Source organism: Borborobacter arsenicus, from assembly GCF_003934165.1.
In the GTDB taxonomy this organism is placed as follows: domain Bacteria; phylum Pseudomonadota; class Alphaproteobacteria; order Rhizobiales; family Rhizobiaceae; genus Pseudaminobacter; species Pseudaminobacter arsenicus.
Map to the genome: position 1 here is coordinate 1 of NZ_ML133516.1, position 26,098 is coordinate 26,098.

Sequence of the window (26,098 nt, forward strand, 5' to 3'; positions counted from 1 at the left end):
CCGGCGATCAGGTTCCAGAATGTCCGGTCATAGATGCCCTTTTTGAAATGCGGTCAATCAAGCGTTCCCGCTCCGTTCAAGCTTAGCGTACGATTTCGAGCAGCTCTTGTTCTGACCCCTTGATACCGTGACGGCGAAGTGAGGAAGCATGATTACATGCTGCGAGAAATCATGTTTGCCCGCTGTTAGTCAGCGGCCGACCAACCTCTGATTTTAGCGGTCCGGATTCAAGAGCTTGCAGAATCAGCAATTTCGGCGTTACCACTTACTGTATGAGTCGTAGCCCTACAGCCATTCCAGCCCGTGAACGTGTCGCCGCCATGCGTGCGCGGCGTGAAGCTGCTGGCATGGCGCGCGTATGGGCCGACCTGCCGGGCGAACTGGTTGCACAGTTGGACCGGGCCAAGCAGCAAAAGGGCGCGCAATCCCGCGCGCCGATCATCGAGGAAGCCTTGAGGTTTTATTTCGAGAAGCAGCAAGGGGCATAACGGCAAAACGCCCGACCGTTGGCGCGGTCGAGCGTTTTATAGGCCGTCAGACACACCGTAGGTCATGGGTCCGCTCACTCTCCCCTTATCTACGCTATAGCCCTCCAATTCGCAAGATTGATTCTTGCGAAAGCGGGGAAGCTGTGTCCGCCGTCCAACGCCGTCATGTCCTCCAAATGGAAGGACGAAGGGCATATGTTGAGGACGCAAATCGCGGCCGCGATTGGCTGCGCGCGCGGGCACGCGCTTGATGAAATCATGCGGGAGGTTTGGACGCGGCACGGATCGGGCCAGCTCAGCGATGACGAGGCCGGGCAGCTTTCCGCGCTCGCCCATGAGCGCCGAGGCACCTTGCAGGGATCGCGGCAGACGGCGCTTAGCCTGGTCTTCCCTCCCCCGGCCCAGCGCTGCCCGACGCCGGTTCGCCGGCGCAGCTATTTCAAGGGGCGATCGGAGGGCCGTATCTGGCAGGCGACGACGCGCAAGGACGTGCAGGCGATCTTGAAGGCGGCCGAAATCTACAACGAGGCCGGCTTGCACGAAAAGGGCGAGCGCAGCGGCCCCCTCGGATCGGTGGCGCTCGACGTGCTGCGGCTGTTCGTCAACCTGATCGACTTCCGCACCGGCCGGCTAGAGCCGTCAATCACCACGATCATGGACCGTTTGGGCCGGTCGCGGGATACGATCGTGCGGGCGCTGAAGAACCTGCGGGCGCATGGCTTCATCGACTGGCTGCGGCGCTACGAGCCGACCGGGAACGAGGGGCGCGGCCCACAGGTCCAGCAGGCGAGCAACGCCTATCGCCTGTCCCTGCCGGAAAAGGCCCGGCAGTTCCTTGGCCGGTTCGGCAAGGCCCCGCCCCCGCCTGCCGATCATGGTCAGGATCAACGGACCTGGGCCGAGGCAATCGACGCCTACAGGAAGGCGCTACCCCTCGATGAGCGGACGCAGCTCGACGCAGGCGACGGGCCACTCGGGAAAGCTCTTGTTAGCATTGCTAAAGGCTTGATGAAACGTGAGTCCGATAACCAGACTGAATCCCCCTCTAATTCTATTCTCTATGTGAAAACATAAGCGGTCGCCGCTGTTCGGGCCGCTCTCGCGGCCCTGCGGCGGTCCCGATCCGCTCATAGGGCGGATCGGGAAGCGGACACCTCACAGCAAAACCGCAACGCTCGCGCCTGCGGCCAACGCCGCATGGGCTTTCGAGAGAAAGAGGGCGGCACGGGTAGTGCGAAACATGAAATTATGTAAACATGCTTGCATGTAAGCCTGAAATAGGCCTCAGGCGCGCATGGCGAAGTCGGCCAGCAAGACCCGTTACACCTGCCCGTCATGTGAGTTGAACGCCTGGGCGAAGCCCGGTGTCTGCCTGATGTGTGGCGAGTGCGACGAGCCGATGCCGGCCGCTGAGGAAGCGGAGTAGTTAACCTTTCCGACATGAAAACATGCTTTTATGTATTAGAGAAAGCATGTAGCCTTTATTTCATGAAAGGATGCAATCATGATAACAGTGGCGTTCTGCACGCAGAAGGGCGGGACCGGCAAGACGACGATCGCGACGGCGCTTGCGGTCGCGGCTCACCTGGCCGGGAAGAAATCGGCCTTGCTCGATCTCGACCCACAGACAAACGCCGTCAACTGGTTCGACCGGCGCAAGGGCGACGGCCCGGACGTTGCCTCGATTCAGCCCGGCGCTATCCGGCGCTCGCTGGACGCCTATCGCGGCCTTGGCATGGATTGGGTGTTCATCGACACGCCCGGCAAGATGGAAAGCGCCTCGGTCGAGGCGGCCAAGCACGCCGATATAGTGCTGGTCCCGTCGCAGGCGCAGATATTTTCGATTGAAACTTTGGAGCCGCTAAAGCGGCTTCTCGACATGGCCGGCAGTCCGCCAACGTTCGTTGTGCTCAATCTGGTGCATCCGAACGCCGGGGGCAGGGCGGTTGACGATGCCGCCGCGATTGCCGCGAGCTTCAACGTGAAGGTTGCCCCCATCCATGTGTCGCGGCTGAAAACCTATGAGGACGCCCCGGCCTTGGGGCAGACGCCGCAGGAGCTGGAACCGCATGGCCGTGCGGCCCAGGAAGTCGCCGGCCTGTTCACGTTCCTTTTAGACCAGGCAAGCATGATTACAGGAAATCATGAAAGGATGAAAGCATGAGCCGCAAGCCTTCGCTTCTCGCCGCTGCGATCAAGACCGCAGAGCAACCCGCATCCGCGCCGGAGGCCCCGTCAGAGCCGCAAGGGAGCGCACCAGCTTCGCAGCCGGCCGGGAGCTATGTTGCGCCCTCGCGTGTTAACAAGCTCGGCAGAACGCATTTCCTGCCACCCGCCTATTGGGAGACGCTGGACGAACTCAGTTTTCGCAGCAGGGATGAGAAGGGGAAGAAGATTTCGAAGGAGCGGCTTGTTGCCGAGGCGCTGAATCTGCTTTTCGCCAAATACAATTATCCGTTAGTCCGCGAGGATGGGGAGTAGTTGCCAAGGCGTCATGTTTACATGCAATCATGTAATCATGCAAGTCCCCGACCGTTGTAGCGTTCCCGATCGGGTTTATATGTGATAGTGTTTAGTCCTATTGAGCACGATCCAACGCGGGAGATTCCCATGCGCAGCACACAACAGTTGAGCGTCACGTTGCCGAACGAAATGGCACAGATGGTCAAGAGCAAGGTTTCGTCGGGCGAATATGCCAGCGACAGCGAGGTTATTCGCGACGGCCTGCGGGCCTTGCAGGCGCGCGACAAGGCCCTTGAAAGCTGGCTGCGCACGGAAGGCGTTGCCGCCTACGACAAGCTGAAAGCCGATCCTAGCCGGGCGCTCAGCGTCGGCGAGGTGCGCCAGCACCTTGCCGAAAAGCGCAAGCGGCCCGCCTCAGCGTGACCCATACGGTTCACTTCACCCCGGAAGCTCTCGACCAGCTCGACAAGCTAGAAGTCGATATTTCCGGGGCAGCGTCGCCCGCAATAGCGGCGCGATATGTCGATTCCATCGTGGACTATTGCGAGAATCTGCAAACCTTTCCGCACCGAGGCACGCGGCGCGACGATCTTCGACCGGGCTTGCGAACACTTGGGTTTCGCCGGCGTGTGACGATATTGTTTGAGGTAGCGGACGACACCGTGAATATCATCGGCGTCTATTACGGCGGCCAGGACTACGAGGCGAATTTTCAAGATGACGACGCGCCAGAACACTAGCGGGAGCGTGACAACCATGCGGAGCCGCTGCCTCGCCCGCTAGATCGCGGAAATGGCGGGCGCACAGCGCCGCCTCGGGCTTATGGACGCGGCGACCTATGAGCAGATCATGGCCCGGCACCTTGGCGAGAAGGTCCGACCGATCGAAGCGCCGAAGTAGGGCAGGGCAACATGCTTTCCTGTAAGCATGTAATTTTCCGCCCCCGGCCGTCCCTACGGCCCGATTTGATAGAGCCGGCCGGCCGGGGGCTAGCATTGTGCCGAGCGGCGGAAGCGGCGACCGGCCCGGAGGGAACGCGCTCCCACATAGCGCCGAAGTGACCGGAGGGCCGCAAGAGAGAAGCCCCGGTGCGTCAGCGCCGGGACCGCTTTTCCCATCTGGCCGGCTCGGGCAGGGGGGGTTTGAACTTCTCGCGCAACCGTGCTTTCATTTCCTTGCCCGAAATACCNGTTTGAACTTCTCGCGCAACCGTGCTTTCATTTCCTTGCCCGAAATACCCGGCCGGGGATCATCGGCCGCCGCCTGTATGCTGCGCTTGAGCAGTTCCCGGCGCAGATCGGCATGGGGTTCCAGCTCCTTATGTTTGCCCAGGATCACGAACACGCCTTCGGACGGATCAAGGAACTTGCCCTGTTCGATCAGGTCGAGCAGCCACAGGGCCAGAGACGGCGGCAAATAGGCTTCAAACCGCAACCCGCCCTCGTTGACCTGGTTGCGGAGCCGCTTGGCTTGTTCGACGGCATGGGTCCTGTCGCCGGGATCGGGCCATTCGGGCGCATCGCTGTCGGTCATGGTTTCATCTTTCATGCCTGGTCGAACAGCCCCCGGAACTCGGAATCGGCGTAATAGGCGAGCTTGCCGGCGACGATGGGCCGTTGCCCGGCCAGGAACAGCAGTTCGAGATTTTGCGGCAGGTTGCGGACCTCATCCGGGGTCAGCAGCGGGCGGGCGGTGTGTTGCTCGCCGTAGGTGATGCCGGTCTTTTCGGCATCGAGGGCGCGGCTCATGGTCTGGAACACGACCGTCTCTTGCCCGAGCAGATCGGAGACGAGGCGGGCGCTATCGTGATCGTTGACGCCGAAGACCTGTAGGACGCCGGCGTTCGACAGGAATGTGCCGGCGCGCCGCCCAACGAGCGACGATCCAGTCTTGCGGTATGGCGAGATGCAGCAAACCGACGAGCGCGAGGGCGACCAGGCCGATGAAAAACCCAACCTTGAGCAGGTAGAGGCCGCCGCGAAAGGGCGAGATGATGAGGGCGACGAAGGCCCACACCGGATCACGGGCGGCCTGACGCATCATGTTTTTGAACGCCGTCCATGCAAGTGTCGCCTGGTTCATTCGCCGCTCTCCGTTCGCCTGGCTGCATCGCCGTCAGGGGCGAGCAGATCGTCAAACAGCTCCTTGTCCATGTCGCGGGTGAGGAAGCCGGGCAGTTCGCGGCGCAGCCAGTCGGGCAGGGCGCGCGATAACTCATCCTTGCCATGTTCAAGGCGATGGAGCACAAGCGCACCGAGCAGCACCTTGCGCCTTGTATCCCTGGCGCGCTCCTGTTTGTTCAGCCGCGCTTGAAGCGTCTTTTTCTGCGCTTCCAGTTGCGCAAGCCGTTCCTCGATAGTTTTTCGCGCCATGGGTCTCATCTCCTTCCGATGGGAGCGCGCAGACTATACGAACGGGCCAGACGCTCAAGGATTGGGAGGCTTTGATCTGGTAGCGTTCTTGAAAATTTCACCGGCCTATGATGTAGTCTCGGCGTCAATCGGTTTGCATCGACCTTGCCGCAGCGCCACACCGAGATATGAAAGAGCGAAGCGATTGAATTATAAAGGGCGCACTTACGACTTGCTGCGAAAGTCAGTTGCACCGATCGCGGATCGGAGAAGGGCAGGCGGCGTTTGGCGATCTATCATGCAAGCATGAAGCCGATATCGCGGAGCAGCGGCAGAAGCGCCGTTGCGTCGGCCGCCTATCGTGCCGGCGAGCGCCTGACGAACGAACGCGATGGCCTCACGCATGACTTCAGCCGCAAGCAGGGCGTCGAGCATGTGGAAATCGTATTGCCCGAGGGTGTGAATGCGGAATGGGCAAAGGACCGTCAGGCGCTCTGGAACGCAGCGGAGTTTGCCGACAGTCGGAAGGACGCGCGTGTCGCTCGTGAAATCGAGATCGGGCTACCGCACGAGCTGACAGCCGAACAGCGGCTGGAGCTGACGCGGGCATTCGCTCAGGACCTAGCGAACCGCTATGGCGGGGCGGTCGATTTTGCGATCCATGCGCCGCATTCGGCAAGTGACGTTCGGAACCATCACGCGCACCTTTTGATGACCACGCGCCAGGTCACAGAGGAAGGGCTTGGCGAGAAAACGCATATTGAGTGGAAGAATGTCCGTCTGCTGAATGAGGGGCTACCAACCACGCAAATGCAGCTCCGCGATATCCGGCAATCGTGGCAGCAACATGCGAACGAGCATCTGGCGATGGCCGGCCTTGATATCAGGGTTGACCATCGGTCGCACCTTGAGCGCGGGCTTGAGATTGTGCCGACCGAGCACATGGGCGTCCATGCCACCCAGATGGAGCGGCGCGGCGTCGACGTGTCGCGCACGCGGCTGGACGAAGAAGCGGCACAGCGCAACGCGGACCTCATCCGGGAGAAGCCCGAGCAGGTGCTGACGCTCATCACAAACGAAAAGAGCGTGTTCGATCGGCATGACGTTGCGCGGACGCTGCACCGCTACATCAACGACGACGCGCAGGCCTTCCGGAACGCTTTTGCGGCCGTCATGGCGTCGCCGGCCCTAGTCGAGCTGCAAGCGGAAAAGATGAACGCGCCGGCCGGGACCGAGCTTGCCCGGTATTCGACCCGTGAACTGGTGGAGATCGAATCCGGCATGGCGACGTCGGCCGAGCGGTTGAACGTGGCGCGGACGCATGGCGTCGATCGCCGGCATGTCGAGCACGCGATCGGGCGGCAGGATGAGGCGATCCGGTCGAGTGTTGCCAGTGACACGGCCGGGAAGGTTGAGCGGGGGGAGCTGGACGCCGGCGAGCGCGAGCGCCAGATCGAAACGGCGCGGCTCAGTGACGAGCAGCGGCACGCGATCGAGCACATTACCGGACCGGAGCGGATTGCGGCCGTTGTCGGTTATGCCGGCGCTGGCAAATCCACCATGCTCGCGGCGGCGCGCGAGGCATGGGAGGCGCAGGGCTATCAGGTTCACGGCGCGGCCTTGTCGGGCAAGGCGGCCGAGGGACTTGAGGAATCGTCCGGTATTGCGAGCCGCACGCTGGCGTCGTGGGATTACGGTTGGCAAAACGACCGCGGCACCCTTGGCCGCGGCGACGTGTTCGTGATCGACGAGGCGGGCATGGTCGGGAGCCGGCAGCTCGCCCGGTTCGTCGGGGAAGCGGAAAAGGTCGGCGCGAAAATCGTGCTGGTAGGCGACCATGAGCAGTTGCAGGCGATCGGGGCCGGCGCGCCGTTCAGGGCGATTGCCGAACAGATCGGCCATGCCGAGCTTTCCGAAATTCGCCGGCAGCGCGTGGACTGGCAGCGGGAGGCCTCCGTTTCGTTCGCCACCCACAAGACGGGCGAGGGCCTGGCCGCCTATGAGCGGCATGGCGCTATCCGCTTCAACGACAGCCGCGAGGGTGCGCGGGGCGAGATCGTGCGCGATTACCTTGCCGATCGCGAGCAGCGTCCGGAGGGAAGCCGCGTTGCCATGGCGCATCGTCGCGCGGATGTGCGCGCCATCAATGCCGAGATCAGGACCACCCTGCAGGAGCGGGGCGAGCTGGCGCGGGGCCAGGAAGACCAAGGCCATTTGGGGCGAGAACTGACATACCAGACCAATGACGGCAAACGGGCGTTCGCGCCGGGCGACCGCATCGTGTTCCTGCAAAACGACCGGGACCTTGGCGTGAAGAACGGGATGCTCGGCACCGTGGAGACCGTCGAGGCGGGCCGCATCCTCGCCCGCCTCGACGGCGCGGCGCGCAGCGGGGAGGATGGCGCGCGCGCCATATCGGTGACGATGAAGGATTATCAGGCGATCGACCACGGCTATGCGACCACCATTCACAAGAACCAGGGCGCGACGGTCGATCGGAGTTTTGTGCTGTCGTCGGGCACGATGGACAGGCATTTGACCTATGTCGCCATGACGCGGCATCGCGACGGCGCGCAGCTCTATGCCGGCCGCGACGAGTTCAAGGATGGCAAGGCGCTTTCGTCGCGGCTCAGTCGTGCCGGCGTGAAGGAAACGACACTCGACTACGCCCGCGACTTTTCCGAGCGGCGCGGGGTCGCGGAACAGCCGGGTATTAGCAGCGAGATCGAGATTCCGCGCGATCGGACGCATGTCCGGATGGAGCGCCAGGCGCAGCGGCCGAGCATGGAATCTGAAAAAGGGGGCGAGGATCTCGCGCGGGAAAACCGCGCCGAGGATCTCGCCCCCGATCGGCAGCGCCGGAGCCGGTTTGCCGGCCTCAAACTCGATCGCGGCGTGGCGGCCGAGGGCCGCCAGCCGCGCGATGGGGCCGAGACGGCCCAGGAGCGGCCGCAGAGGGCCGAGCAGCGCCAGCATGGCATGTTCGCCGGGTTGCAACTCAATGTTGATCGTGGGGCCGCTCAGGGACCGCGCGAGGCATCAGCGGATGCAAGGCCGGAAAGGGAAGGGAGCTTGCGCCCCCCCTCCGCTTCTGCTCGGGAGGCGCCGGCGCAAGCCAAGTCCGGACAGGAGAGGCCGGCCGATCGCTTGCGGCAGCCATCCGAGTTCGAGCGTTCGGTTGACCGCTTCGCCCGCGCCTGGTCGGCGGCCGAGCGTATGGAACGCGACGGACTTCCCGTTCTCGACAGCCAGAAAGCCGAATTGCAGAAGGCCGACCAGCAGCTCGACCAGGTGCGGTCGGGATCAGCCCGGCTCATGGTATCGGCCATGCGTCACGATCCGGAGACAGCGCACGCCATGACGGAGCTTTCCGGCCGCGAGCGCGTCGGCCAGCTTGTGGCCGGCATGGATCGGGAACGCGCGATGCAGGCGGACCCGACCGTCAGGGCCGACCGCTTCGTGCAGCATTGGCAGCAGCTCGACGGCGAGCGACAGCGTTTGCATGGCTGGCAGCACGACGAGGCGCGCGGCAAGGTCGAAGGCCAGATGCGGACAATGGCCGGCGCGCTCGAACGCGATCCGCAGGCGGAATCCATTGTGCGCAGCCGGAGCCAGGAACTCGGCATCAGCCATGTCAGGCAGGAACAGAATATCGCCCGCGAGATGGAGCGGCAGCTTACGCGCGGCCGCAGTCTCGGGCTTGAGCGATAGGAGACGGCATGACGGACGACGACAGGGAAGGATTCGAGCAGGAAGATCACGACCAGGCTGGCGATCCCGCGCAGGCCTTCGACGCCTTGCGGCGCAAGATCGAGACCCAGGGCGCGCAGCTCGGCGCGGAAATGACCGTCATCCGGCGCGGCGTGGAAGCGGCGTTCGACCAGTTCGAGAAATTCCAGCAGCCGGCCGATTACGGTCCCGATCTCGGCCGCATCGTCCAGCAGCTCGCCCTTGTCGCGGAACGGCTTGAGGCCGTCGAGCAATCGCCGATTCTTCGGCAGGGACCAGAGCACTATGCTCGAGCGCTCGAGCGCAGCGGGGAAAGCTTGGTGAGAACGGCCGCGCAGCAGCTCGAGAACACGGGCCGCGATCTCGGGCGCGAGGCTATCAACCTGGCCGCCTACACCAGGAGCGCCTACGACCGGCGTTCGCAGGACTTGCGCATGTGGATCGTCGGCGCGATCGGCCTGGTCACCGGCGCGCTCTTGGTTCTGCTCTTGCCGCGTATCCTGCCGTTTGCGGCCGACACCCATGTTGCGGCGATCGTCATGGGGCAGGACCGATGGAATGCCGGCGTCACTATAATGCAGACGGCCGACCCCGACGGCTGGCGCAGCGTGGTCGACGCCTCGCAGCTCACGCGCGACAACGCCGAGGCGATCGGCCGGTGCGCCGAGGCCGCGCGCACCGCCAGTGAAGATCAGCACTGCACGATCACGGTGGCCGCGCCGGCGCGATAGTGCAAAAAGCGGGGACTTCTGCGATAGAGCAACGCGCAGGAAAGGAGCTGAACGCCTTTTCGATCGCCCGCGCAAAACCGAACCTTTTGCGCGGTGACAGAAGCGCGAAAATCCTGCTATTCTCTTAGCTTGATGGGGATGGGGTTCCCCCGATAACCGCCGCGAGGCTGATGACTCCTACCGGGCGCTTTCGGCGCGGTAGGTGCTATTCTCCCCTTATCGCAACCCGTCTGCGCCCTGCTGAACAACAAGCGGGGTGATTATGAATGCTTTTCTGACTGTCTTTTTAGGTGCCGGCATCGGCGGGGCGGCCCGTCACGGCGTCAACCTTTTGGCTCTGCGCCTGCTCGGCACCGGTTTCCCTGCCGGGACGCTGATCGTCAATATCGCCGGCTCGCTCATCATGGGCCTGCTGCTCGGCTGGTTCTCTCATAAAGCGGACCTCGGCCAGAGCTGGCGATTATTCCTGACGACCGGTATCCTCGGGGGCTTCACGACGTTCTCGACATTCTCGCTCGATGTGGCGCTGCTCCATGAGCGCGGGCAGCTCTGGACTGCTGCGCTGTACGCTGCCGTGTCGGTCATCCTTGCGATCTCCGGCCTGTTCGCCGGGCTGTTCATCATCCGCAATCTGAGCTGAGGACGTTCCATGAAACCGATCCTTCTGTCCTGGCAGTTCTGGGCACTGGCCTCGGCCGCCTTTGCCGCGCTGACGGCTATCTTCGCAAAGATCGGCGTCGAAAATGTCGGCTCCGACTTCGCCACCTTCATCCGTACGATCGTCATTCTGGCCGTGCTGGCTGCGATACTGGCGGTCACGCGGCAATTCCAGGCGCTCAGTTCGATCTCCGGCCGGAGCTATACATTTCTGATCCTGTCCGGCATGGCGACGGGCGGCTCATGGATTTGTTATTTCCGCGCGCTCAAGCTGGGAGATGCGGCGCGGGTCGCGCCGATCGACAAGCTGAGCGTCGTTCTCGTCGCGATATTCGGTGTGATCTTCCTTGGCGAGCACCTTTCCCTGCCGAACTGGGCGGGGGTTGCCCTGATCGCGGCGGGCGCGGTTCTGGTTGCCTACAAGGGCTAAGAAGGGCCTTAGGAGCCCGCGCGCCGGAGGGCGGCGCGGATAAGAAGCACGGCGAGCGCGACCGCCAGCCCGGCCGCACAGTCATCGAGCAGAACGCCGACATCAGCCTTTCGAAACAGCTCCACCTGCGAAAGCGGCCACGGCTTGATGCGGTCAATGAAGCTGTAGATCGGCACGATTACGAGCGTCCAGCGCAGGCTTTTCCAGCCGCCAAGCGCGGCCACGAACATGCCTGCTACTTCATCGATGACGATCCTGCCGTCGTCGGCAACGCCGGTCAGGGAAAACCAGACCCCGCCGGAGATTACCGCCAGAGCGGCGACGGGTACGAACACGGCCAGCGGGACGGTCCGCCGTCCGCGCACCGTGGTTAGCCACAGGAGCGGCACGATGCTCAGCGCGGCGAGAAAGCCCTGAAACGGCTCGACAAGGCCCGTCCCGAACCATGTCGCCATGACGGCAAGCCACGGCAGCGCCGCGATTTCAGGGGGCAATGTCTCGATATAAAGGGCAAATTGCACGAAGGCGCTTCCTTGGCCGTGAGAGATTCAGAGCAGGCCGAGCGCGACACCGCCGGCTGCGGTCAGCACGACGACCACCCACGGCGGCGCTTTCCAGACGGTAAGCAGGATGAAGCCGGTCAAGGCGAGCGCTAAGTCGTAAGGGCTTAGAATCGCGCTCGTCCAAACGGGATCGTAGAGCGCCGCGCCGAGGATTCCGACGACGGCCGCGTTCGCGCCACGCATCGCAGCCTGCGCAACCGGGCGGGAGCGGAACGCATCCCAGAACGGCAATGCGCCGATCAGCAGCAGGAAGCCGGGCAGGAAGACCGCAATCAGTGCGATTGCGGCCCCGGCGATACCGTCCGGCTCCGGTCCCATGACCGCGCCGAGATAGGCGGCGAAGGTGAAGAGCGGTCCCGGCACGGCCTGCGCCGCGCCATATCCGGCCAGGAAAGCATCCTCGCCAACCCAGCCGGGCCGGACCACTTCCGCCTCAAGCAGGGGAAGGACGACATGCCCGCCGCCGAACACGAGCGAGCCTGCCCGGTAGAAGGAATCGAACAGCCCCAGCCCTTGCGATGTGAGCGCAGCCGAGAAAACCGGCAACAGGAACAGCAGCAGGAAAAACAGCGCGAGCGCGGCAAGCCCGACGCGCCTGGGAACGGCAAAGGTCAAATGCCCTGTTGTCGGAACGGGACCGCCCCGGCACAGCCAAAGCCCGGCAAGCCCGCCAATGACGATAGCCGCGATTTGCCCGATCGAACCGGCTGCAAAAATCACGATCAGCACGGCGGCAAGCGCGATGCTTGCCCGCTCCCGGTCGGGCGCGAGCGTGCGCGCCATGCCCCAGACGGCTTGCGCGACGACAGCCACGGCGACAATTTTGAGGCCGTGTATAAGACCCGCGCCCACCGGTCCCTCGAACGCCGCTGCGCCGAACGCGAACAGCATGAGAAGCAAGGCAGATGGCAGCGTAAACGCCGCCCATGCCGCGAAAGCGCCAAGCGGGCCGCCGCGCAGCAATCCGAGGGCAAAGCCGACCTGACTGCTGGCCGGGCCGGGCAGGAACTGGCAGAGGGCGACGAGATCAGCATAGCCCGCCTCATCGATCCATTTGCGGCGCGTGACCAGCTCGTCACGGAAATAGCCGAGATGGGCGATCGGGCCGCCGAATGATGTTAGCCCGAGTTTCAGGAAGGCAAGAAAGACCTCGCCGCTAGAGCCGCGCCGAGGTGCGTTGCCGGGTACATCGTCAAGCGTCGGTGCCGCCGGGTTCGACTTCACGAAACAGCTCCCGGACTTTTCCCTTCGCCATATTCAGCGCCTCGACGCCATAAGGCGTCGCTCTGTAGATGCGGCGATGGGAGCGGCCCGCCCGCTCGGTGCGGGATTCGAGATAGCCTTTGCGCTCCAGCGCATGAAGCATCGGATAAAGCGTTCCGGCGCTGATCCTGTAACCATGATGCGCCAGCTCCTCGATCATCCAGTGTCCGTAAAGATCGCCCTCGGCTGCATGATGCAGGACGTGGAGCCGGATCAATCCGGAGAGTAGTTCCTGATGCTCCATTGGTGTTTCTCAAAAAGTCCTTTGAATTTCGCAAGCGGTCCCTCACAATCGAAACTCGATATTGGAAACCGATTGTATCCGCTGACCGTTGGGGCTGCAATCCGTTTCAGCGGAGGGCTGACCGTGCCTGACCGCAGGCGGATTGCAAACCCCGGAACAAAGGAGACTCGCATGGCCAGTGAAGTAGACCGCCATCCGCGTCATCACACCCAGCAAATGCAGACCCGTTTGCAGGAAACAATCGACCATCTGCGCGAGGACATCGATTGTTTCAGACCCGTAAGTTCCCGATTTCTAAAGAGCAGGATCGCGTGAGAAGGTAGCTGACCGCATCAAACGAGATGAACGGCACGAGCCGGGAGGCAAACACGATGGCCATCAGCCACAACTGGGATCGGCTTCGGCGGAGCCGTTCCAGCAGCGGCCCTGCTTTGGACCAGCGCTGCACCGCCTCATATCCGAGACAGCGGGCAATCCAGAAGGCGATGATCGCGCCAGCCTCAGCCCCGATCACGATGTAGAGCGTGCCCCAGACCGGCCCGAAGGCGGCTCCCGCGACCAATGCAATCGGCCCGCTCGGACTCGGGGTTATGACGATTGCCGTGGTCATCAGCGCGATGATTCCCAGCGGTCCCCAGATGCCGAGCCGCTGAATTTGGTCGCGCAGCGCCTGCTCACTGCTGAGCGCCTCCAGCGCACCGGACTGCCACAGCCACCCGTAAACTCCAGCCAAGACGAGCACGACCACCGCGCCGATCGCGATCTTCGTCTTCGAGATCGAATGGCCGCCCTGTTCCGCAACCTGGGATCCGGGAAGCTTATTGTGCATGCTTCACATCGTCGAGGAAGCGCAGCCAGTGCTCGGGCAGACCATGAGCACGAGCACCCTCACGTAGGAGCGTGAGATAACGCAGCGAAGGATTTCTCATTACCTTGCCCTGTCACAGTCGCCGCAGGAACGTCCTGGCAGTTACCAGGACGACTTTCAAGCGGAAGGTGCAGTCAGGCACAGGCACGTGTGCAAATGCGATCGCGCATCTTGCACGCAGATCACTCCGCGGTTTTACTGCCGAGTGCGGGAGCGGGGATTCTTAGGTATGTCCGAACAGCATCCGGGGCCGCTCATTTCTGGAGAAGCGATCGCTTCAGAACTGCGCCGAAGAAAAAGCAAAGACTTTTACAAGACTGACACGGGCTCCACGAAAAAGCTTATCGCGGAGAAGGTCGCGCTCGAGGAGCGCAGACGGATGGCGCGCTGTCAGAACGAATACCAAATCGACTCGAATGGCTCGGGTCAAGCCCGCCGACGAACAGCTCGAAGACGAGGTTTGGAGCATCTTGGCGCAAATGGGCTTCAAGGAAATGAGCAAGGCCCGGAGATTTCTGATCGCCGTTGAGGACGGTTTACCGCCCCGCCAGATCGATGTTTTCGCCAAGGGCGATGAAACCGTCATCATCGTCGAATGCACGCGAAAAGAGAGCCCAGGCAGAAAGAACATGGCGGGTCTCATCGAAAAAGATGAAATCCATCCGCGAACCTGTCTGGAAGTCTATCCGTAAATTTTACGGGCAGCAGGCCAAGCTCAAGATTCGGATTGTTATAGCGACAAGAAATATTTTGTTGAATGACGTAGCCTTGGCGAAATGCAAAGAAGCGCAGATCACTATCATAACGGATAGTGAAATCGATTACTACACGTCACTTGTGCAGCATCTCAAATATGCCGCTCGATACCAATTTCTAGCTCATATGTTTGGCGGTCAGAAAATCGATGGTCTTGCCAGACAGGTCGTTGCAACGCGGGGCAAAATGGGAGGAGTACCATTCTACACCTTTCTCATACCGCCAGATAAGTTGTTGAAAATCGCTTATTATCGGCCGCGGAGAGTTCTGTTACCATGTGACGAAACTCCTGGGCCGCGCGGGCTTGGTAGCGCTCCTTGTGCGCGAGCAGGAAAAACTGCCGCGGCGGCAAGGCGATCTTGACCGATCGGAGCGTGCCGGCGGCCAGCGCATTGGCCACAACGAGCCGCGACATCGCCGTCACGCCAGCGCCGGCCTGTACCGCCGCGCGCACCGATTCATTCGACGGCAGCTCGAGGACGATATCGAGACTTGCCTTGTCGACGCCTAGAGCCGGCAACGCTGCTTCGAAGATTGCGCGCGTACCTGAACCCGGTTCGCGCAACACCCAGCACGCCTGCTGGAAGTCACGTTTCGGGTTTGGGATCTGGCTGGCCCATGGGTGGTCAGGCGCGACGACGATCAGGATCTCGTCTTCGGCTATCGCGCTGATCGTCAGCGATGGGTCGTCAACGTCGCCTTCGATGAGGCCCAGATCGGCTGCGCCGTCATGGATGGCGGACGTTACCGTTGCGGTGTTGCCGATTGTCATCGTAACGGTGATGCCTGGGTGATGCTTCTGAAAGCGCTGAATGTGTTGCGGCAGCCAGTAGTTGGCCACGGTCTGACTGGCTGCAATGGTAAGCTTGCCGCGCTTGAGACCTGAGAGGTCGGCCAGCACGGATTCGGCCGCCTGCGCGCGTGCAACGACGGCCCTTGCTTCGGACAGGAAGATCTTGCCGGCTTCAGTCAGCACGATGCGACGGCCGATCCGGTCGAAAAGCTTGGCCTGGTGGCGGTCCTCAAGCGTGGAGACCGCGGCGCTAGTGGCCGATTGCGTCAGGTTCAGGTCACGCGACGCCTGCGTGACATGCTCGCGTTCCGCCACCGCGATGAAGATGCGAAGTTGTTCGAGGGTCATGTGGGTCTTCTCATCCGGCAAGCTTGACAAGCATTAGACTGAATGAGGCGATGAAAAGAAAGGCAGCGAGTCCCAGAAGGAACGGGCGCGCACCCTTGGCCTTGAGCTTGCGAAAATCAGTCTCCAGGCCCATCGCGGCCAGCGCCATCGACAAGAGAAATGTTGTCATGGTTGCGATCCAGACCTTTGCGTCTTCCGGAATCGACACCACGCTGTTCAGCCCGACCATGGCCACAAAACCCAGCACGAACCATGGCATTGGCGGCTTTGCCTGCGAATGGCCTTGATCATGCGCCTTCATCCGGCGGCTGGCCGCGAACCCGAGTGCGATGACCATCGGTGCCAGCATCATGACGCGTGTCAGCTTGGCGATCGTGCCGAACTCGCCCGCTTGCTTTCCGTCCTGAAAAGCCGCAGCGACGACCTGGGCGATCTCGTGAATGGAAACCCCGGCCCACAAGCCGTAGCCATGTGCATCCAGATGCAGCAGGCCGGGCAGCAGTGGATAGGCGAACATCGCAATCGAGCCGAACACGGTGACGCAGGCGACGGCGTAGGCGACGTCTTCGTCATGGGCGCCAGTGACCGTATTGGTGGCGATGACCGCGGACGCCCCGCAGATCGAGGTGCCTGCCGCGATGAGCTCGGCAAGTTTGCGATCGACGCCAATCAACCGACCAAGCCACAACGTGAAGGCGAATGTGGCGACAAGCGTGGTCGCGATGATCGCGACGCCCGCCGCCCCGACTTCCGCGACCTGCATGATCGTCAGTTGCAGCCCGAGCAGAATGATCGCGCCGCGCAAAAGCGTGCGCATCGAAAAAGCAACGCCTGCCTTGGCGCGCGCCGGTGTTCCGACAAGGTTGTGGAAGGCCATGCCGATCACGATTGCGATGATCATCGGGCTGAAGGCGCCGACGCCAGGCAAATGACGCAACGCGAAAGCCGTGCCGGCGATGAGCACTGCGAGGAACAGCCCTGGCGCTAAAGTATGGATAGCGAACCGATCCGGTTGGACGGCGATGGCCGGCGCATCGGTCTTGGCAGCCTTCTCGACATCAATCCTCGTGTCCGCGTTCATGGGGTGCACCTCTTTTCCACCGCCATTTGGCACCATGCGTTCCAATCCCTCCAACGCGTATTTTCTGTCGTATCGTTCGCCAAAGACGAACGATTTCCTCCAGCGTAACTGTTCGCTATTGTCGATTGAAACGACTGAAACAATCCGTTGGATTGATCGGTTAAGGGTGCGCATATTTCCATCATGAAACGCGCCGGCATGGATCGGACGTCATCGAAGGAGGTTGTCGTGAACCAGATGCATTATCAAAGGAGCTTCGTCGCCGAGCGGAGGATCGCCGCCGTTGAAGCGCTTCCGCCACGGCAGGCGAAGACACAATCGCAAGCCTTGCTCCCCGCGACTGGAGTTCATCCGGGCGCGATCGACGTGGCTCTTGGCGCCTCTGCAACGCTTCTGGTGGCGGCGTGGGCCGGTTTTGCCGGTGGCGAAACCTCTCTGGTGCTCGTGGTCGTGACCGTAATAGTGCTCGCCTTCTTCGGCTGTCTGGTCGGCGGCGGCATGATGGGACGCAACATGACACCGGACCGTCGGCAGGATCGCAGCTTCGCGGAATTTCTTCGCGGCGATGTCGACATCGAGACCGGTCGCATCAGCGGACGGGAAGCGCTTATGCAGATTGCTGCTTTGCCTGTGACCCTCGCGGCGGGCGGCATCGCGATCATCGCCATCGCGCTCTGGACCGCCTGAGTTGGCGGCCATCAAAACACATGGCAGACCGGGATTCGGCCTGCTTCGAGAAGGCGACGGACCGGAATTCGTCCCGCCGCCAACGCCTTAACGGACCGGGTTTTCGGGACCGCGTCCTCGGTAGGCGTCAATGAAGGCGGCAGCTGCGGCCGCGTTGAACGAGGCGAGTTCCAGCTTGCGTTCCCATGCCGTAAGGATCACTTTGTCACCGATGTCGGGAAGACGCGTAACTAATACGCCGTCCCACTGTCCTGTGAACTTCCGGGCCCAACCGACCAGCTCCTCAGGCACGTCCGTTCTGCCCTTATCGAGGTAGATCACAATATTGCCATGCTCTAGGGAATGCACGAGCAACTCGCGCGGTTGAATCTCGTCATGGACGCCGGGCTGAATCCATCGATCGTAGTGGGGTCCTGAGGTTGGAGGAACGGTCGCGTAGGCGACCGAGCGATCGGCTGGTATGTGGTCACGACCTGCATCCGGGAGTGTTTCCACCTGTGCCAGGGCCGGTTGTCCGGCGGTGACCAGTTCCTCAAAATCCATCGGTGCCGTCCAGCCGGCGGCCGGTGCCGTCGCCAATATTGCAAACGCCAGGGCTGCGCTGGCGAACAGACGCTTTGCCGGCATCCAAACGTCTGTCTGCTGCGAGCTAAGGCAAACTGCCCTGTATAAGCGCATGGGCTCTCGACCAACTGCGAGGGTCGTGTCCGCGCCGTGACAATCAATCTTCCTAGATTGCATCAGCGAATCCACCCCTCCGTCTTCATGATCGCCTGAGCCTCTTCGGTGATCAGATAGTCGAGAAACGCCTTTGCTTGCGGATCGGCATCGGGAGCGAGCGCCACGTTGACGTCGCGCCAGATCTGTCGGTCCCGTGACAGTTCGACTGCTTCCAGAACATCAGGGTTCGTCGCTGGCCAGTTCGGCCACGTGATCCAGGCATCGGCGTCCATCTCCTTGAAAGTCTTGAAGCTGGCTCCCGAGCCCGGTTCGAAAGCGACAATATTCTCACGAAAGGCTCGGATATCCTCAAGTTTGCCAAGCCGCCCGGCGATGTCTTCCCAGACTCCGGTCCCCGACGTGTTGGAGACGCCGGCCCCTTCGGTGACGACGATTTTTATGCCGTCTTCCAGCAGATCCTCAAAGCCGCTGATCTGCTTCGGATTGCCCGTTTTGACCGCAATGATCGCCGGCCGAATATAGATGGGATCGACCTGATCGGACGAGAAGGTCTTGTAGGTCTCTAGAAACGCAGTCATCGACTGCTCGGACGTTCCCCAGATGATATCGGCATCCGCCTGCGCCCGTTCCGACCAGGTCTTCTCCGGCCCGGCGATGATCTCGACGGTTTCGCCGGTCTGCTTCTGCCATTCGTCGGCCACCTTCTGGAAAGCCGTGTGCGGTCCCCCCGCGCCGTAAAGCTTGATCACACCGTCCTTCGCATCGCGTGCGATCGACGTGTCGTAGAGGCCGGTGTCCTGGGCCGAGGCGGGCGTGGCAATCGCCATGCCGACAATGAGTAAAGCTGCAAGCCGCATAAAAGGTTCTCCATTTCGAGCGGGTATTCTGCCAATCTGCAGAGCTTGAACGGTGACGCCTGACGGGCCCCGATCCTTCCCTCGCGTCTCATCACGAATCCGTGAACTCGTTTTTCCCACCTGTTGGTTATTGTGGAGGCGGCCGCGAATTTATTGCGCAACCTTGGAATAGTCGCGGACCGGCCGGCGTCTCTTGGTCGCAACCTCTTCAACCAGGAGACATACCATGCGCAGAATCATTGCCGCCACGCTTCCCGTGGCCTTCATGCTTGTGTCGGGCGCGGCTTTTGCCGGTCCCGCGCTGGATATGGCCAAAGCCCGTATCGACGCGATCGCCAAGGGCGATGTCGCCGCGGTGACCGCCGAATACACACCCGACGCAGCGCTCTCATGGGTTGGCGGTCCGCTCGACGGCAGCTATTCAACCGGCGAGATGATCTCGGAAGTCTGGACCAAGTTTTCGAACGCACAGGGGCCGCAGACCGCGACGGTCGGCGATGTCTGGGAGGCCGCAAATCCCAAAGGGGCAACCGTGGTTGCCAATGTCGTCTTCGAAGGGAAGAACAAGGTACCGGTGCTCTATGTCATGACCTATCGTGACGGAAAGCTTGTCGACGAAATCTGGCAGGTCAATCCGCCGGCCCAATAAGCACTGGTCAGGCCGCCGCGGATAGCGAGCGGCGGCCGCTCTCGCCGGCGTCATGATGGACGATATGAGCAAAAGACTGGAAGCGGAAATTCCCGCTCTGCGCCGCTACGCGTTCGGGCTTACCCGCGAACATGCGGCGGCTGACGATCTTGTACAGGATTGTCTCGAGCGTGCTCTGTCGCGCTGGTATCTGCGACGGCCGGATGGCGACCTGCGCGCCTGGCTCTTCACCATCATGCGCAATCTGAATATTTCCGCGGGCAGACAGACGCAGCGACGCGGCCCTCATCTCGCTCTGGACGAGCACTTGACCCCGCGGGCGGATGCGACGCAAGACCATGCGATTGACGTGCGCGATCTCCTGGCGACGCTCGGGTCCTTGCCGGAGGAGCACTGCTCACTGCTGCTGCTCGTCGGTGTCGAGGATCTAACTTATGAGCAAGCGGCAGCCGCCCTGGGTATCCCCGTCGGGACAGTGATGTCGCGGCTGTCACGGGCGCGCCGTCGGCTTCGCGATCTTCTGGAACACCGGGCACCGGTGTCGTTGAGAAGGATCAAGTGACATGGCAACTCAAGGTCCGATCGGCGAGGACGACCTCCAAGCCTATATTGACGAGCGTCTGGCGCCCGCGCGTCGCGCCATGGTCGAGGGGTTCCTCCATGACAATCCCGATCTGAAAGCGGAGATCGACAAACAGCGCGACGACCGGGACGCGCTCCGGTCACAGCTTGCCGCGAAATTCGTGGAGCCGATTCCCGCCCGGCTGAGAATCGACAATTTGCGCGCCGCGCAAGCCGCCCGCCGCGCGGCACGGATGCGGTCCCTTGCCGCCAGCATTGCCATGATCGGTATCGGCCTTGCCGGCGGATGGGTCATTCGCGGTGAGGTCGCACCACAGCGGCAGATCGAGGCGGCAAGCTTTGTCGCGAGCGCGGTCGACGCCCACAAGACCTATGTCGTGGAGGTTGCTCATCCGGTGGAGGTGGCCGCAAACGACGAGGCGCATCTGGTCAAATGGCTTTCGAACCGCTCTGGCCGCGTACTGCAGCCACCACCAAACCTGACGCCGTTCGGCTATTCCCTGGTCGGAGGACGGGTGCTGCCCGGTGGCAACACTGCCGCAGCCCAGCTAATGTATGAGGATGCTGCCGGGGCAAGGCTCACCGTCTATCTGCGCGCGGGCGGTGACGAGGAGACGGCCTTCACTTTCACGGAATGGGAGGGTGTCTCGACCTTCGTGTGGATTGACGGAGGATTCCAGTTTGCCATCGCCGCGGAACTCGATCGCGACCGGCTCCTGCCCATCGCCACACGTGTTTACGAGCGCTTGGCCTGAACGTACCGGACTTATGCCTCGTCCGGTTCAGGCCTGTCGCTTAGTAGCCGCTTTCGATTTCGGCGAAGATTGTCTCGGCGGCCGCTTTTGCCTTGCCGGGATATTTGAGGCTCCTCACGGCTTCGATATTGATTGGCTCGCCGACGACGATCGCGCCAATCATGCCGAGGCCTAGATGTGGCGTGCATTGATACATGTAGACGCCGGGTTCCGTCAGGGTGACGCTGATTTCCTCGTTGATCTTGCCTTGCCACGGCTCGGCGCCTTCAGGCGCACTACCCTTCATGAGCGCGGAATTGTGCCCCTTGTCCCTGGCCACGAAAGTAATCGTGTCTCCAGGTTGCGCACGCACGACGGCCGGTTCGAAAGCCATGATGCGGCCATCTTCGGCCTTGTTCAGCATTTCGATATGGAATTTTTCTGCATGCGTCTGGCCGGTCATCATCATCATCGCCAGGCTCGCGATTGCGAGTTTCATAACTTGCCTCCCGTGTTGGTTCGGTTTTGGGCGGGTCTTCCCGCCGTCATTCCGCCTTGCCAGCAACCGTCGAGACATAGAGCGCGATTGCTTCGATCTCTTCGTCCGTCAGGATCTCGTTGGCAGGCATAGGACCGATCCCGTTGGTGACGGCGGTCTTGACCCGGTCCGCGTCAGGCTTGAGTTCGTCGAGATTGGGACCGACTTCTCCGATCGCCTCCGCGTCGGCCAGCGTATGGCAGAGCGCGCATTGCGGTTGGGCGCGCTCGAGAAAGACCTCCTTTCCCAAGGCAAGCTTGTCTTCTTCGGCAGATGCCACGAAGGGTGACAGTCCCAACGCCAACACGGTGAGGGCAGCCGCGGCAAGGCGGCCTGAAACATAAGTCATGAGTTGATCCTGATTGAAGTTTGGGCTCCGCAGTGTCGGCACGGAGCCCAATGGAGCTTAGGATACGGTGAGCGCGACAGCCGGTCCGCGCCAGCCATTGTGGCTGTAACCCGAACCATTCATTTCCGATTCCTCCGGCTGGACATTGCCCTCCGTGTCGGTCGCCCGGCTGACAAGCGTGTAGGAGCCAGGCGCCAGTTCGACCGAGAGAACGAAATTGCGCCAGGCGAAGCGCCCGAGATCGGGACCGACGAAATTGGCCTTCTGCCAATTTTGCCCGCCGTCGACGGACACTTCCACGCTCTCGCAGGCATTCATGCCGCCGAAGGCGACACCAGCAACCTGAGCGGGCCCGGCCGCAGCGCTCTCGAGGGGCGTGGTGATCCATGACCTCACCGGCTGTTCCCAGACCGGCGGATCATCAGGAGACCCCTGCTCTCCCAGAGCATGCATGCGATAGTTGGTCCGCTGGATCTTGGCGTCGGTCTCGGCTTCCGTCAGCGCGAGAGTCTTGACGTATTTGATATTGTTAACGCCCGAATAGCCCGGGACGATCATGCGCAGCGGTCCGCCATGAGCCAGCGAAGTCGGATTGCCGTTCATCTCCCAGGCGAGAATCACGTTTTCGAGATTCGACATCGGCACCGAACGTTCGACCACCAGGTCCTTGGGATCGAGACCCGCCGGAAGCTCCTCGCCTCCCGTGCCGGTGATGAACCGGACCCCGTCGGCGGGTCCGCCGAGAGCGTCGACGACAGCTTTCAATGGCACGCCGCTCCACAAGACACAGCCGGCGGCGCCGACCGTCCATGGCGTTCCGCTCATCTTCTGGTCGCCGGTGAGCTGATCCATGAAGTATTTGCGGCCGTTGCCCGAGCATTGAAGCACCGTCGCGACGGTCGCCAGACCCAGGGTTTTCAGCTCCGCAACCGTGAGCGTTTTCGGCTCCTTGACGCCGGCGAATTCCACCGCCCAGGCATCGCGGTCGGCGACGATCGATTCCGGCGGCGTGTTGACGTTATTGCGGATGTAGAGCTTTTCTTCCGGCGTGATGATGCTGGTGCCGATCGCGCCTCGCTTGGTCTCCAGCGTCTTGTCGCTGTGGACGATCAGCGCATCGGCATCTTTCCACGCGACGTAATCCGGCAGCGGCTTTGCGTCCTGCGCCCGCGCAAGGGGGGCCGTCCCGGCAAACCCGGCCGCAACGACAGCGCCGGCACTTCCCGTCAGAAAGGTCCTTCGCTTCATGGTGAGCATTTCAGTCATATGCGTCTCCTCCTCTTCGTTGATTAGCAGGACCAGCGATTCAAAACCCGCTTCGAGCCTCCTCTGCGACGACAAGAAGAGACGATTGGCCGCACGCGAATATTCCGTAGCCCGAGAACCTTTTTTGCATTGTGGTCCAGCGCCATCCGCGCCGATTATCCGATGCAGGGCTGACGCATCATTTCGAGGCCCGCGATCATCTCCTGCTCCTGACGACCGCCACCTTCGCTGACCGACTTCAGGACGCCGGCCAGAAACGCGAAGCGGGCCTCGTCCATGCTGCGGGCGACAAGGAAAAATTGAACGCCATCACCGGCCCAGGAAGCCTGCAGGAGATCGCCTTCGCTCGACATACCGAAGTCCAGTGCGAAGCCGAGACCAGGGATCCGGAAAAGGCTGAGACGGCAGCCGTGGCGCCCGATATAGCCGGCTTGCAAAGCGGAGTGGCCGTCGATGACGACTTCGTTGCGGACAAATGCAAGCCTCAGCCCGGCCGCCACCATCTCCGGCGCAAACAAGCCAGCCGGAGTGGAAGCAGGAGCCAGCGGAGATTCGTTCCTATCATCCTGCCACAGGTCATGCTGCATCGCGGCGGCGGCCGCGATCTCCAAAGCCGGTGAATTCTTCGGCTCGGGCTGCAGTCCAAGCCATGCCGCCGCGACGATGGCGAAGGCAAGGCACGCAGCCATCGCCCACGGCAAACGCCATCGCGTCGAGTGCCGCTGCGGGACCGTCACGACGACGATCTCCGGGACCATAGACGCAACCGTCGCCTTCATCTCCGAAAGCTTGGCCGCACGCCGCGCCACGGCCTCGTCGGAAGCGATCAAATGCGCGACCTGCGAAGCCTCCGCCGGTTCAAGCTCGCCGTCGATATAGGCGCTGAGAAGGTCTGCGTTAATTTCAGTCTGCTTCACTTGCGGCTTCCTCGTTGCGGCCCGAGCTCGACGACATTACCTTCACGAAGGTTCGCGGCTAGCGCCTGTCGCGCACGGCTCACTCGGCTCATCACAGTTCCTCTGGGGATCGCGATCATCGCGGCGGCCTCCTCATAGCTGAACCCCGAAATGTCCACCAGCGCGAGGATTTCCCGGTGCTCGATGCTGAGACGGGCATAGGCCTGGCGTACGGAAAACGCATCGACAAGTACGGATTCGAGCGAGACGGGTTCGGGCACCAGATCGGCGACGAACTCCTGCTCCAGCTCGGCACGCCTGCGGCCCGAGCGCGACTGGTCGATCCAGATGTTGCGGAGAATCGCAAAGAGCCAGCCGCGGAAGGCCGGCTCGTTTTCGGGAACCTCGTGCGCGGCCAATGCCCGGGCAATGCACTCCTGAAAAATGTCCTGCGCGCGATCGCGATCGCGCGACAAAGCCACGGCATAGGCAAACATCCGCGCATGATATGGCTCCAGTCTTTTTTCAAAGCGAGAACGCATGACGACCAGGCTGCCTTCTACTATGTCCCGCTCCACTGACTGCGTACGGCTTCATTCGCTACTCCCGGCACAAGACGGGTGAGATGCCTCGATTATTCCCATCTTGGCGCTCCGGCCGAGGGATTTTAGCATTAAGGGGTTCCGTGGGCATTTCTGCAATAATACCCGCTAAGGGAAAGCGAAGTTGTTTGGATTGAAACGGTTAGCGCGGATCGGCCTGAAGCGTTCGAGGGGTCGGTCAATTTCGTTCCAGAGATAGTCGCCGGTGAGTGCGATATGAGCCCAGGGAAGCGGTGCGACCTGGGAGAGCAACTCGGCGGGAATATCGATGCCCTGGGTCGAACAGAACGGTGCGCGACTGCGCGTCGAGGAAGGCCATCGGTCACACCCGCTCTCAAACTGGGGGAGCAGGCTCATCTTCTTTGCCCGGTCCGGTCCATCCTGTTCGCCGCAATGTGTCGATGAGCGTCGAGCGCGGCACCTTGAATGTCCGACACACCGACGCCTTGCTGGCGCCGGCTTCCAGCGCCGCCAGAATCTGCTCGACCTTTTCGGTGTCGATCGTCGGTGGCCTGCCGCCCTTGCGACCGCGCCGGCGTGCCGCCGCCAGACCAGCGTTGACCCGCTCCGTGATCAGCACTCTCTCGTATTCGGCAAGCGTGCCAAACAGGTTGAACAGGAATGCGCCGTGCGAATTCGTCGTATCGATCGCTTCCGTCAACGAGCGGAAGGCGACCCCGCGTATCTTTAGATCCTCGACGATCCGGATCAGGTGGGAAAGTGACCGGCCCAGACGGTCGAGCTTCCAAACGACTAGGACGTCACCTTCGCACAATTCTGCGAGGCAAGCCTTCAGCCCCGGCCGATCGTCGCGCGCGCCCGAAGCACGATCCTGATGCAGGTGACGCTGATCGACCCCGGCCGCAAGCAGGGCGTCGCGCTGCAAGGCAACCGACTGCCGCTCATCACTGCTCGATACCCGCATGTAACCAATCAACATGTACGACAAACCTCAAACTAGGAGTTGCCGCACAGTTTCACATTCCGACAGGGTTTGTCGCGTAAATAATTGCCCGGTCACCCCGTCGATTTCGACGCGCCGAACCGCTGCGCGGAAATCATCTGTTTTCCGTCACACGAAAAATCTCTTAGCGGTATTATTGCAGAGATTCCCACGGAGCCCCTTCTGGCGATCGCGGAGCGGATCAACGAGGCCGGCGCTGACCTGCGCTCGCTGGCAGAGCCGTGGGCCGACACGACGACGCCGGCCGGGTCGCGGCGAAGGCCCGAGGCGTGCGGTTCGGTCCCTCCCCTTCCCTGTCGGCCGAGCAGATCGCGCACGCTCGCCAGCTCATCCACGATGACAAGAAGCCTGTCGCGGCGGTTGCCCGGCTTCTAGGCGTGCATCGTGCGACCCTCTACCGGGCGCTTGATGGGGTCAGAACAAGAGCTGCTCGAAATCGTACGCTAAGACCGAACGGAGCGGGAACGTCATGCAGCGCGGAGGATTCTTCCAGGAAGTCGCAATGGCCTGAAGCCTTCGGGCATCTGC

31 protein-coding genes, 1 pseudogene and 1 riboswitch are annotated in these 26,098 nt (G+C 62.0%); of the genes and pseudogenes, 15 read left to right on the plus strand and 17 right to left on the minus strand.

The window, feature by feature from the left end:
• Positions 1 to 347 precede the first annotated feature (347 nt).
• The 6 genes from EET67_RS07180 to EET67_RS07210 all read left to right on the plus strand — a co-directional run bounded on the left by EET67_RS07180 (position 348) and on the right by EET67_RS07210 (position 3,691).
• On the plus strand, positions 348 to 488 hold the full coding sequence (locus EET67_RS07180; RefSeq protein ID WP_234906879.1) for a ribbon-helix-helix protein, CopG family: 141 nt from the start codon (positions 348 to 350) through the stop codon (positions 486 to 488).
• Between the two features lie 195 nt (positions 489 to 683).
• Positions 684 to 1,562 (plus strand): helix-turn-helix domain-containing protein, encoded by an 879-nt coding sequence (locus EET67_RS07185; RefSeq protein ID WP_035228582.1) that lies wholly within the window; start codon positions 684 to 686, stop codon positions 1,560 to 1,562.
• A 430-nt stretch (positions 1,563 to 1,992) separates the two neighbouring features.
• Complete coding sequence (locus EET67_RS07195; protein ID WP_035228558.1) at positions 1,993 to 2,652, plus strand: ParA family protein; 660 nt, start codon at positions 1,993 to 1,995, stop codon at positions 2,650 to 2,652.
• Positions 2,649 to 2,969: a chromosome partitioning protein ParB gene (locus EET67_RS07200; protein ID WP_069710370.1), complete on the plus strand. Its 321-nt coding sequence runs from the start codon at positions 2,649 to 2,651 to the stop codon at positions 2,967 to 2,969. Before EET67_RS07195 ends, EET67_RS07200 begins: the two co-directional genes overlap by 4 nt.
• 129 nt (positions 2,970 to 3,098) lie before the next feature.
• Positions 3,099 to 3,374 carry a type II toxin-antitoxin system ParD family antitoxin gene (locus EET67_RS07205; protein ID WP_035228560.1) on the plus strand — a complete coding sequence of 92 codons (276 nt, stop codon included), beginning with the start codon at positions 3,099 to 3,101 and terminating at the stop codon, positions 3,372 to 3,374.
• Positions 3,371 to 3,691 (plus strand): type II toxin-antitoxin system RelE/ParE family toxin, encoded by a 321-nt coding sequence (locus EET67_RS07210; protein ID WP_080723359.1) that lies wholly within the window; start codon positions 3,371 to 3,373, stop codon positions 3,689 to 3,691. The genes EET67_RS07205 and EET67_RS07210 overlap by 4 nt, the downstream gene beginning before the upstream one ends.
• 804 nt (positions 3,692 to 4,495) lie before the next feature.
• On the opposite strand, the pseudogene EET67_RS07220 reads toward EET67_RS07210, so the two are convergent.
• From EET67_RS07220 to EET67_RS07225, 3 genes and pseudogenes are all read right to left on the minus strand, one after another.
• Positions 4,496 to 4,822, minus strand: a pseudogene (locus EET67_RS07220) (type IV secretory system conjugative DNA transfer family protein); the annotation flags it as partial.
• Positions 4,752 to 5,033 carry a hypothetical protein gene (locus EET67_RS25590; RefSeq protein ID WP_035228565.1) on the minus strand — a complete coding sequence of 94 codons (282 nt, stop codon included), beginning with the start codon at positions 5,031 to 5,033 and terminating at the stop codon, positions 4,752 to 4,754. The pseudogene EET67_RS07220 and the gene EET67_RS25590, both read right to left, overlap by 71 nt.
• Complete coding sequence (locus tag EET67_RS07225) at positions 5,030 to 5,323, minus strand: hypothetical protein (RefSeq protein ID WP_035228567.1); 294 nt, start codon at positions 5,321 to 5,323, stop codon at positions 5,030 to 5,032. Before EET67_RS07225 ends, EET67_RS25590 begins: the two co-directional genes overlap by 4 nt.
• A gap of 264 nt (positions 5,324 to 5,587) precedes the next feature.
• Here EET67_RS07225 and traA point away from each other — a divergent pair, with 264 nt between their 5' ends.
• The 4 genes from traA to EET67_RS07245 all read left to right on the plus strand — a co-directional run bounded on the left by traA (position 5,588) and on the right by EET67_RS07245 (position 10,849).
• Entirely contained in the window at positions 5,588 to 9,013 is a 3,426-nt protein-coding gene (gene traA / locus EET67_RS07230; RefSeq protein ID WP_128625525.1) for a Ti-type conjugative transfer relaxase TraA, read from the plus strand.
• A gap of 8 nt (positions 9,014 to 9,021) precedes the next feature.
• A complete protein-coding gene (locus tag EET67_RS07235; protein ID WP_035228572.1) occupies positions 9,022 to 9,762 on the plus strand; it encodes a DUF6118 family protein in 741 nt (246 codons plus the stop codon).
• A 125-nt stretch (positions 9,763 to 9,887) separates the two neighbouring features.
• A riboswitch (Fluoride riboswitch) is annotated at positions 9,888 to 9,949 on the plus strand.
• Between the two features lie 75 nt (positions 9,950 to 10,024).
• Positions 10,025 to 10,402, plus strand: a complete 378-nt coding sequence (gene crcB / locus EET67_RS07240) for a fluoride efflux transporter CrcB (protein WP_080723360.1) — start codon at positions 10,025 to 10,027, stop codon at positions 10,400 to 10,402.
• A gap of 9 nt (positions 10,403 to 10,411) precedes the next feature.
• Entirely contained in the window at positions 10,412 to 10,849 is a 438-nt protein-coding gene (locus EET67_RS07245) for an EamA family transporter (RefSeq protein WP_035228575.1), read from the plus strand.
• An 8-nt stretch (positions 10,850 to 10,857) separates the two neighbouring features.
• On the opposite strand, the gene EET67_RS07250 is transcribed toward EET67_RS07245, so the two are convergent.
• The 4 genes from EET67_RS07250 to EET67_RS07265 all read right to left on the minus strand — a co-directional run bounded on the left by EET67_RS07250 (position 10,858) and on the right by EET67_RS07265 (position 13,748).
• On the minus strand, positions 10,858 to 11,370 hold the full coding sequence (locus tag EET67_RS07250) for a phosphatidylglycerophosphatase A family protein (protein ID WP_128625526.1): 513 nt from the start codon (positions 11,368 to 11,370) through the stop codon (positions 10,858 to 10,860).
• 27 nt (positions 11,371 to 11,397) lie between these two features.
• Positions 11,398 to 12,636 carry a chromate efflux transporter gene (chrA, locus tag EET67_RS07255; protein ID WP_035228762.1) on the minus strand — a complete coding sequence of 413 codons (1,239 nt, stop codon included), beginning with the start codon at positions 12,634 to 12,636 and terminating at the stop codon, positions 11,398 to 11,400.
• Positions 12,605 to 12,919, minus strand: a complete 315-nt coding sequence (locus EET67_RS07260; protein WP_035228765.1) for a PadR family transcriptional regulator — start codon at positions 12,917 to 12,919, stop codon at positions 12,605 to 12,607. The genes chrA and EET67_RS07260 overlap by 32 nt, the downstream gene beginning before the upstream one ends.
• 271 nt (positions 12,920 to 13,190) lie before the next feature.
• Positions 13,191 to 13,748, minus strand: coding sequence for a TVP38/TMEM64 family protein (locus EET67_RS07265; RefSeq protein ID WP_051796786.1), 558 nt, complete (start codon positions 13,746 to 13,748; stop codon positions 13,191 to 13,193).
• A gap of 455 nt (positions 13,749 to 14,203) precedes the next feature.
• Between EET67_RS07265 and EET67_RS07275 the strand changes: the two genes are divergently transcribed.
• The gene (locus EET67_RS07275; protein ID WP_035228767.1) at positions 14,204 to 14,479 is read left to right on the plus strand and encodes a hypothetical protein; all 276 of its coding nucleotides are present in this window, start codon (positions 14,204 to 14,206) and stop codon (positions 14,477 to 14,479) included.
• Positions 14,480 to 14,757: 278 nt separating this feature from the next.
• Here EET67_RS07275 and EET67_RS07280 read toward each other — a convergent pair whose 3' ends face one another.
• On the minus strand, positions 14,758 to 15,684 hold the full coding sequence (locus tag EET67_RS07280) for a LysR family transcriptional regulator (RefSeq protein ID WP_127601224.1): 927 nt from the start codon (positions 15,682 to 15,684) through the stop codon (positions 14,758 to 14,760).
• Between the two features lie 10 nt (positions 15,685 to 15,694).
• The gene (locus EET67_RS07285; RefSeq protein ID WP_128625527.1) at positions 15,695 to 16,765 is read right to left on the minus strand and encodes a YeiH family protein; all 1,071 of its coding nucleotides are present in this window, start codon (positions 16,763 to 16,765) and stop codon (positions 15,695 to 15,697) included.
• A gap of 237 nt (positions 16,766 to 17,002) precedes the next feature.
• Between EET67_RS07285 and EET67_RS07290 the strand changes: the two genes are divergently transcribed.
• A complete protein-coding gene (locus EET67_RS07290; RefSeq protein ID WP_245450775.1) occupies positions 17,003 to 17,452 on the plus strand; it encodes a hypothetical protein in 450 nt (149 codons plus the stop codon).
• Positions 17,453 to 17,539: 87 nt separating this feature from the next.
• Here EET67_RS07290 and EET67_RS07295 read toward each other — a convergent pair whose 3' ends face one another.
• Both EET67_RS07295 and EET67_RS07300 read right to left on the minus strand, forming a co-directional pair.
• The gene (locus tag EET67_RS07295) at positions 17,540 to 18,079 is read right to left on the minus strand and encodes a DUF3105 domain-containing protein (protein ID WP_165899820.1); all 540 of its coding nucleotides are present in this window, start codon (positions 18,077 to 18,079) and stop codon (positions 17,540 to 17,542) included.
• A gap of 113 nt (positions 18,080 to 18,192) precedes the next feature.
• Entirely contained in the window at positions 18,193 to 18,990 is a 798-nt protein-coding gene (locus EET67_RS07300; protein WP_128625530.1) for a substrate-binding domain-containing protein, read from the minus strand.
• A gap of 226 nt (positions 18,991 to 19,216) precedes the next feature.
• Here EET67_RS07300 and EET67_RS07305 point away from each other — a divergent pair, with 226 nt between their 5' ends.
• The 3 genes from EET67_RS07305 to EET67_RS07315 are packed head-to-tail and all read left to right on the plus strand — an operon-like array spanning position 19,217 to position 20,976.
• On the plus strand, positions 19,217 to 19,639 hold the full coding sequence (locus tag EET67_RS07305) for a nuclear transport factor 2 family protein (protein ID WP_128625531.1): 423 nt from the start codon (positions 19,217 to 19,219) through the stop codon (positions 19,637 to 19,639).
• Between the two features lie 55 nt (positions 19,640 to 19,694).
• Positions 19,695 to 20,201, plus strand: coding sequence for a sigma-70 family RNA polymerase sigma factor (locus tag EET67_RS07310; protein WP_108610879.1), 507 nt, complete (start codon positions 19,695 to 19,697; stop codon positions 20,199 to 20,201).
• Between the two features lies 1 nt (position 20,202).
• Entirely contained in the window at positions 20,203 to 20,976 is a 774-nt protein-coding gene (locus EET67_RS07315; protein WP_108610861.1) for an anti-sigma factor family protein, read from the plus strand.
• A gap of 40 nt (positions 20,977 to 21,016) precedes the next feature.
• Here EET67_RS07315 and EET67_RS07320 read toward each other — a convergent pair whose 3' ends face one another.
• The 6 genes from EET67_RS07320 to EET67_RS07350 all read right to left on the minus strand — a co-directional run bounded on the left by EET67_RS07320 (position 21,017) and on the right by EET67_RS07350 (position 25,546).
• Positions 21,017 to 21,454, minus strand: coding sequence for a pseudoazurin (locus EET67_RS07320; protein ID WP_108610860.1), 438 nt, complete (start codon positions 21,452 to 21,454; stop codon positions 21,017 to 21,019).
• Between the two features lie 46 nt (positions 21,455 to 21,500).
• On the minus strand, positions 21,501 to 21,842 hold the full coding sequence (sorU, locus tag EET67_RS07325; RefSeq protein ID WP_128625532.1) for a SorU family sulfite dehydrogenase c-type cytochrome subunit: 342 nt from the start codon (positions 21,840 to 21,842) through the stop codon (positions 21,501 to 21,503).
• Positions 21,843 to 21,899: 57 nt separating this feature from the next.
• Complete coding sequence (gene sorT, locus EET67_RS07330) at positions 21,900 to 23,108, minus strand: SorT family sulfite dehydrogenase catalytic subunit (protein WP_128625533.1); 1,209 nt, start codon at positions 23,106 to 23,108, stop codon at positions 21,900 to 21,902.
• A gap of 155 nt (positions 23,109 to 23,263) precedes the next feature.
• Positions 23,264 to 24,025: an anti-sigma factor family protein gene (locus EET67_RS07335; RefSeq protein ID WP_128625534.1), complete on the minus strand. Its 762-nt coding sequence runs from the start codon at positions 24,023 to 24,025 to the stop codon at positions 23,264 to 23,266.
• Positions 24,022 to 24,546, minus strand: coding sequence for an RNA polymerase sigma factor (locus tag EET67_RS07340; RefSeq protein ID WP_128625535.1), 525 nt, complete (start codon positions 24,544 to 24,546; stop codon positions 24,022 to 24,024). Before EET67_RS07340 ends, EET67_RS07335 begins: the two co-directional genes overlap by 4 nt.
• Before the next feature lie 394 nt (positions 24,547 to 24,940).
• Positions 24,941 to 25,546 carry a recombinase family protein gene (locus EET67_RS07350; protein ID WP_035228554.1) on the minus strand — a complete coding sequence of 202 codons (606 nt, stop codon included), beginning with the start codon at positions 25,544 to 25,546 and terminating at the stop codon, positions 24,941 to 24,943.
• Positions 25,547 to 26,098: the final 552 nt, after the last annotated feature.

Coding starts and splice junctions, on each gene's coding strand:
- EET67_RS07180 (WP_234906879.1), top strand. CDS start 348: ATGGCGCGCGTATGGGCCGACCTGCCGGGCGAACTGGTTGCACAGTTG.
- EET67_RS07185 (WP_035228582.1), top strand. CDS start 684: ATGTTGAGGACGCAAATCGCGGCCGCGATTGGCTGCGCGCGCGGGCAC.
- EET67_RS07195 (WP_035228558.1), top strand. CDS start 1,993: ATGATAACAGTGGCGTTCTGCACGCAGAAGGGCGGGACCGGCAAGACG.
- EET67_RS07200 (WP_069710370.1), top strand. CDS start 2,649: ATGAGCCGCAAGCCTTCGCTTCTCGCCGCTGCGATCAAGACCGCAGAG.
- EET67_RS07205 (WP_035228560.1), top strand. CDS start 3,099: ATGCGCAGCACACAACAGTTGAGCGTCACGTTGCCGAACGAAATGGCA.
- EET67_RS25590 (WP_035228565.1), bottom strand. CDS start 5,033: ATGAACCAGGCGACACTTGCATGGACGGCGTTCAAAAACATGATGCGT.
- EET67_RS07225 (WP_035228567.1), bottom strand. CDS start 5,323: ATGGCGCGAAAAACTATCGAGGAACGGCTTGCGCAACTGGAAGCGCAG.
- EET67_RS07235 (WP_035228572.1), top strand. CDS start 9,022: ATGACGGACGACGACAGGGAAGGATTCGAGCAGGAAGATCACGACCAG.
- crcB (WP_080723360.1), top strand. CDS start 10,025: ATGAATGCTTTTCTGACTGTCTTTTTAGGTGCCGGCATCGGCGGGGCG.
- EET67_RS07245 (WP_035228575.1), top strand. CDS start 10,412: ATGAAACCGATCCTTCTGTCCTGGCAGTTCTGGGCACTGGCCTCGGCC.
- EET67_RS07260 (WP_035228765.1), bottom strand. CDS start 12,919: ATGGAGCATCAGGAACTACTCTCCGGATTGATCCGGCTCCACGTCCTG.
- EET67_RS07265 (WP_051796786.1), bottom strand. CDS start 13,748: ATGCACAATAAGCTTCCCGGATCCCAGGTTGCGGAACAGGGCGGCCAT.
- EET67_RS07275 (WP_035228767.1), top strand. CDS start 14,204: ATGGCTCGGGTCAAGCCCGCCGACGAACAGCTCGAAGACGAGGTTTGG.
- EET67_RS07280 (WP_127601224.1), bottom strand. CDS start 15,684: ATGACCCTCGAACAACTTCGCATCTTCATCGCGGTGGCGGAACGCGAG.
- EET67_RS07285 (WP_128625527.1), bottom strand. CDS start 16,765: ATGAACGCGGACACGAGGATTGATGTCGAGAAGGCTGCCAAGACCGAT.
- EET67_RS07290 (WP_245450775.1), top strand. CDS start 17,003: ATGCATTATCAAAGGAGCTTCGTCGCCGAGCGGAGGATCGCCGCCGTT.
- EET67_RS07295 (WP_165899820.1), bottom strand. CDS start 18,079: ATGCCGGCAAAGCGTCTGTTCGCCAGCGCAGCCCTGGCGTTTGCAATA.
- EET67_RS07300 (WP_128625530.1), bottom strand. CDS start 18,990: ATGCGGCTTGCAGCTTTACTCATTGTCGGCATGGCGATTGCCACGCCC.
- EET67_RS07305 (WP_128625531.1), top strand. CDS start 19,217: ATGCGCAGAATCATTGCCGCCACGCTTCCCGTGGCCTTCATGCTTGTG.
- EET67_RS07310 (WP_108610879.1), top strand. CDS start 19,695: ATGGACGATATGAGCAAAAGACTGGAAGCGGAAATTCCCGCTCTGCGC.
- EET67_RS07315 (WP_108610861.1), top strand. CDS start 20,203: ATGGCAACTCAAGGTCCGATCGGCGAGGACGACCTCCAAGCCTATATT.
- EET67_RS07320 (WP_108610860.1), bottom strand. CDS start 21,454: ATGAAACTCGCAATCGCGAGCCTGGCGATGATGATGATGACCGGCCAG.
- sorU (WP_128625532.1), bottom strand. CDS start 21,842: ATGACTTATGTTTCAGGCCGCCTTGCCGCGGCTGCCCTCACCGTGTTG.
- sorT (WP_128625533.1), bottom strand. CDS start 23,108: ATGACTGAAATGCTCACCATGAAGCGAAGGACCTTTCTGACGGGAAGT.
- EET67_RS07340 (WP_128625535.1), bottom strand. CDS start 24,546: ATGCGTTCTCGCTTTGAAAAAAGACTGGAGCCATATCATGCGCGGATG.
- EET67_RS07350 (WP_035228554.1), bottom strand. CDS start 25,546: ATGTTGATTGGTTACATGCGGGTATCGAGCAGTGATGAGCGGCAGTCG.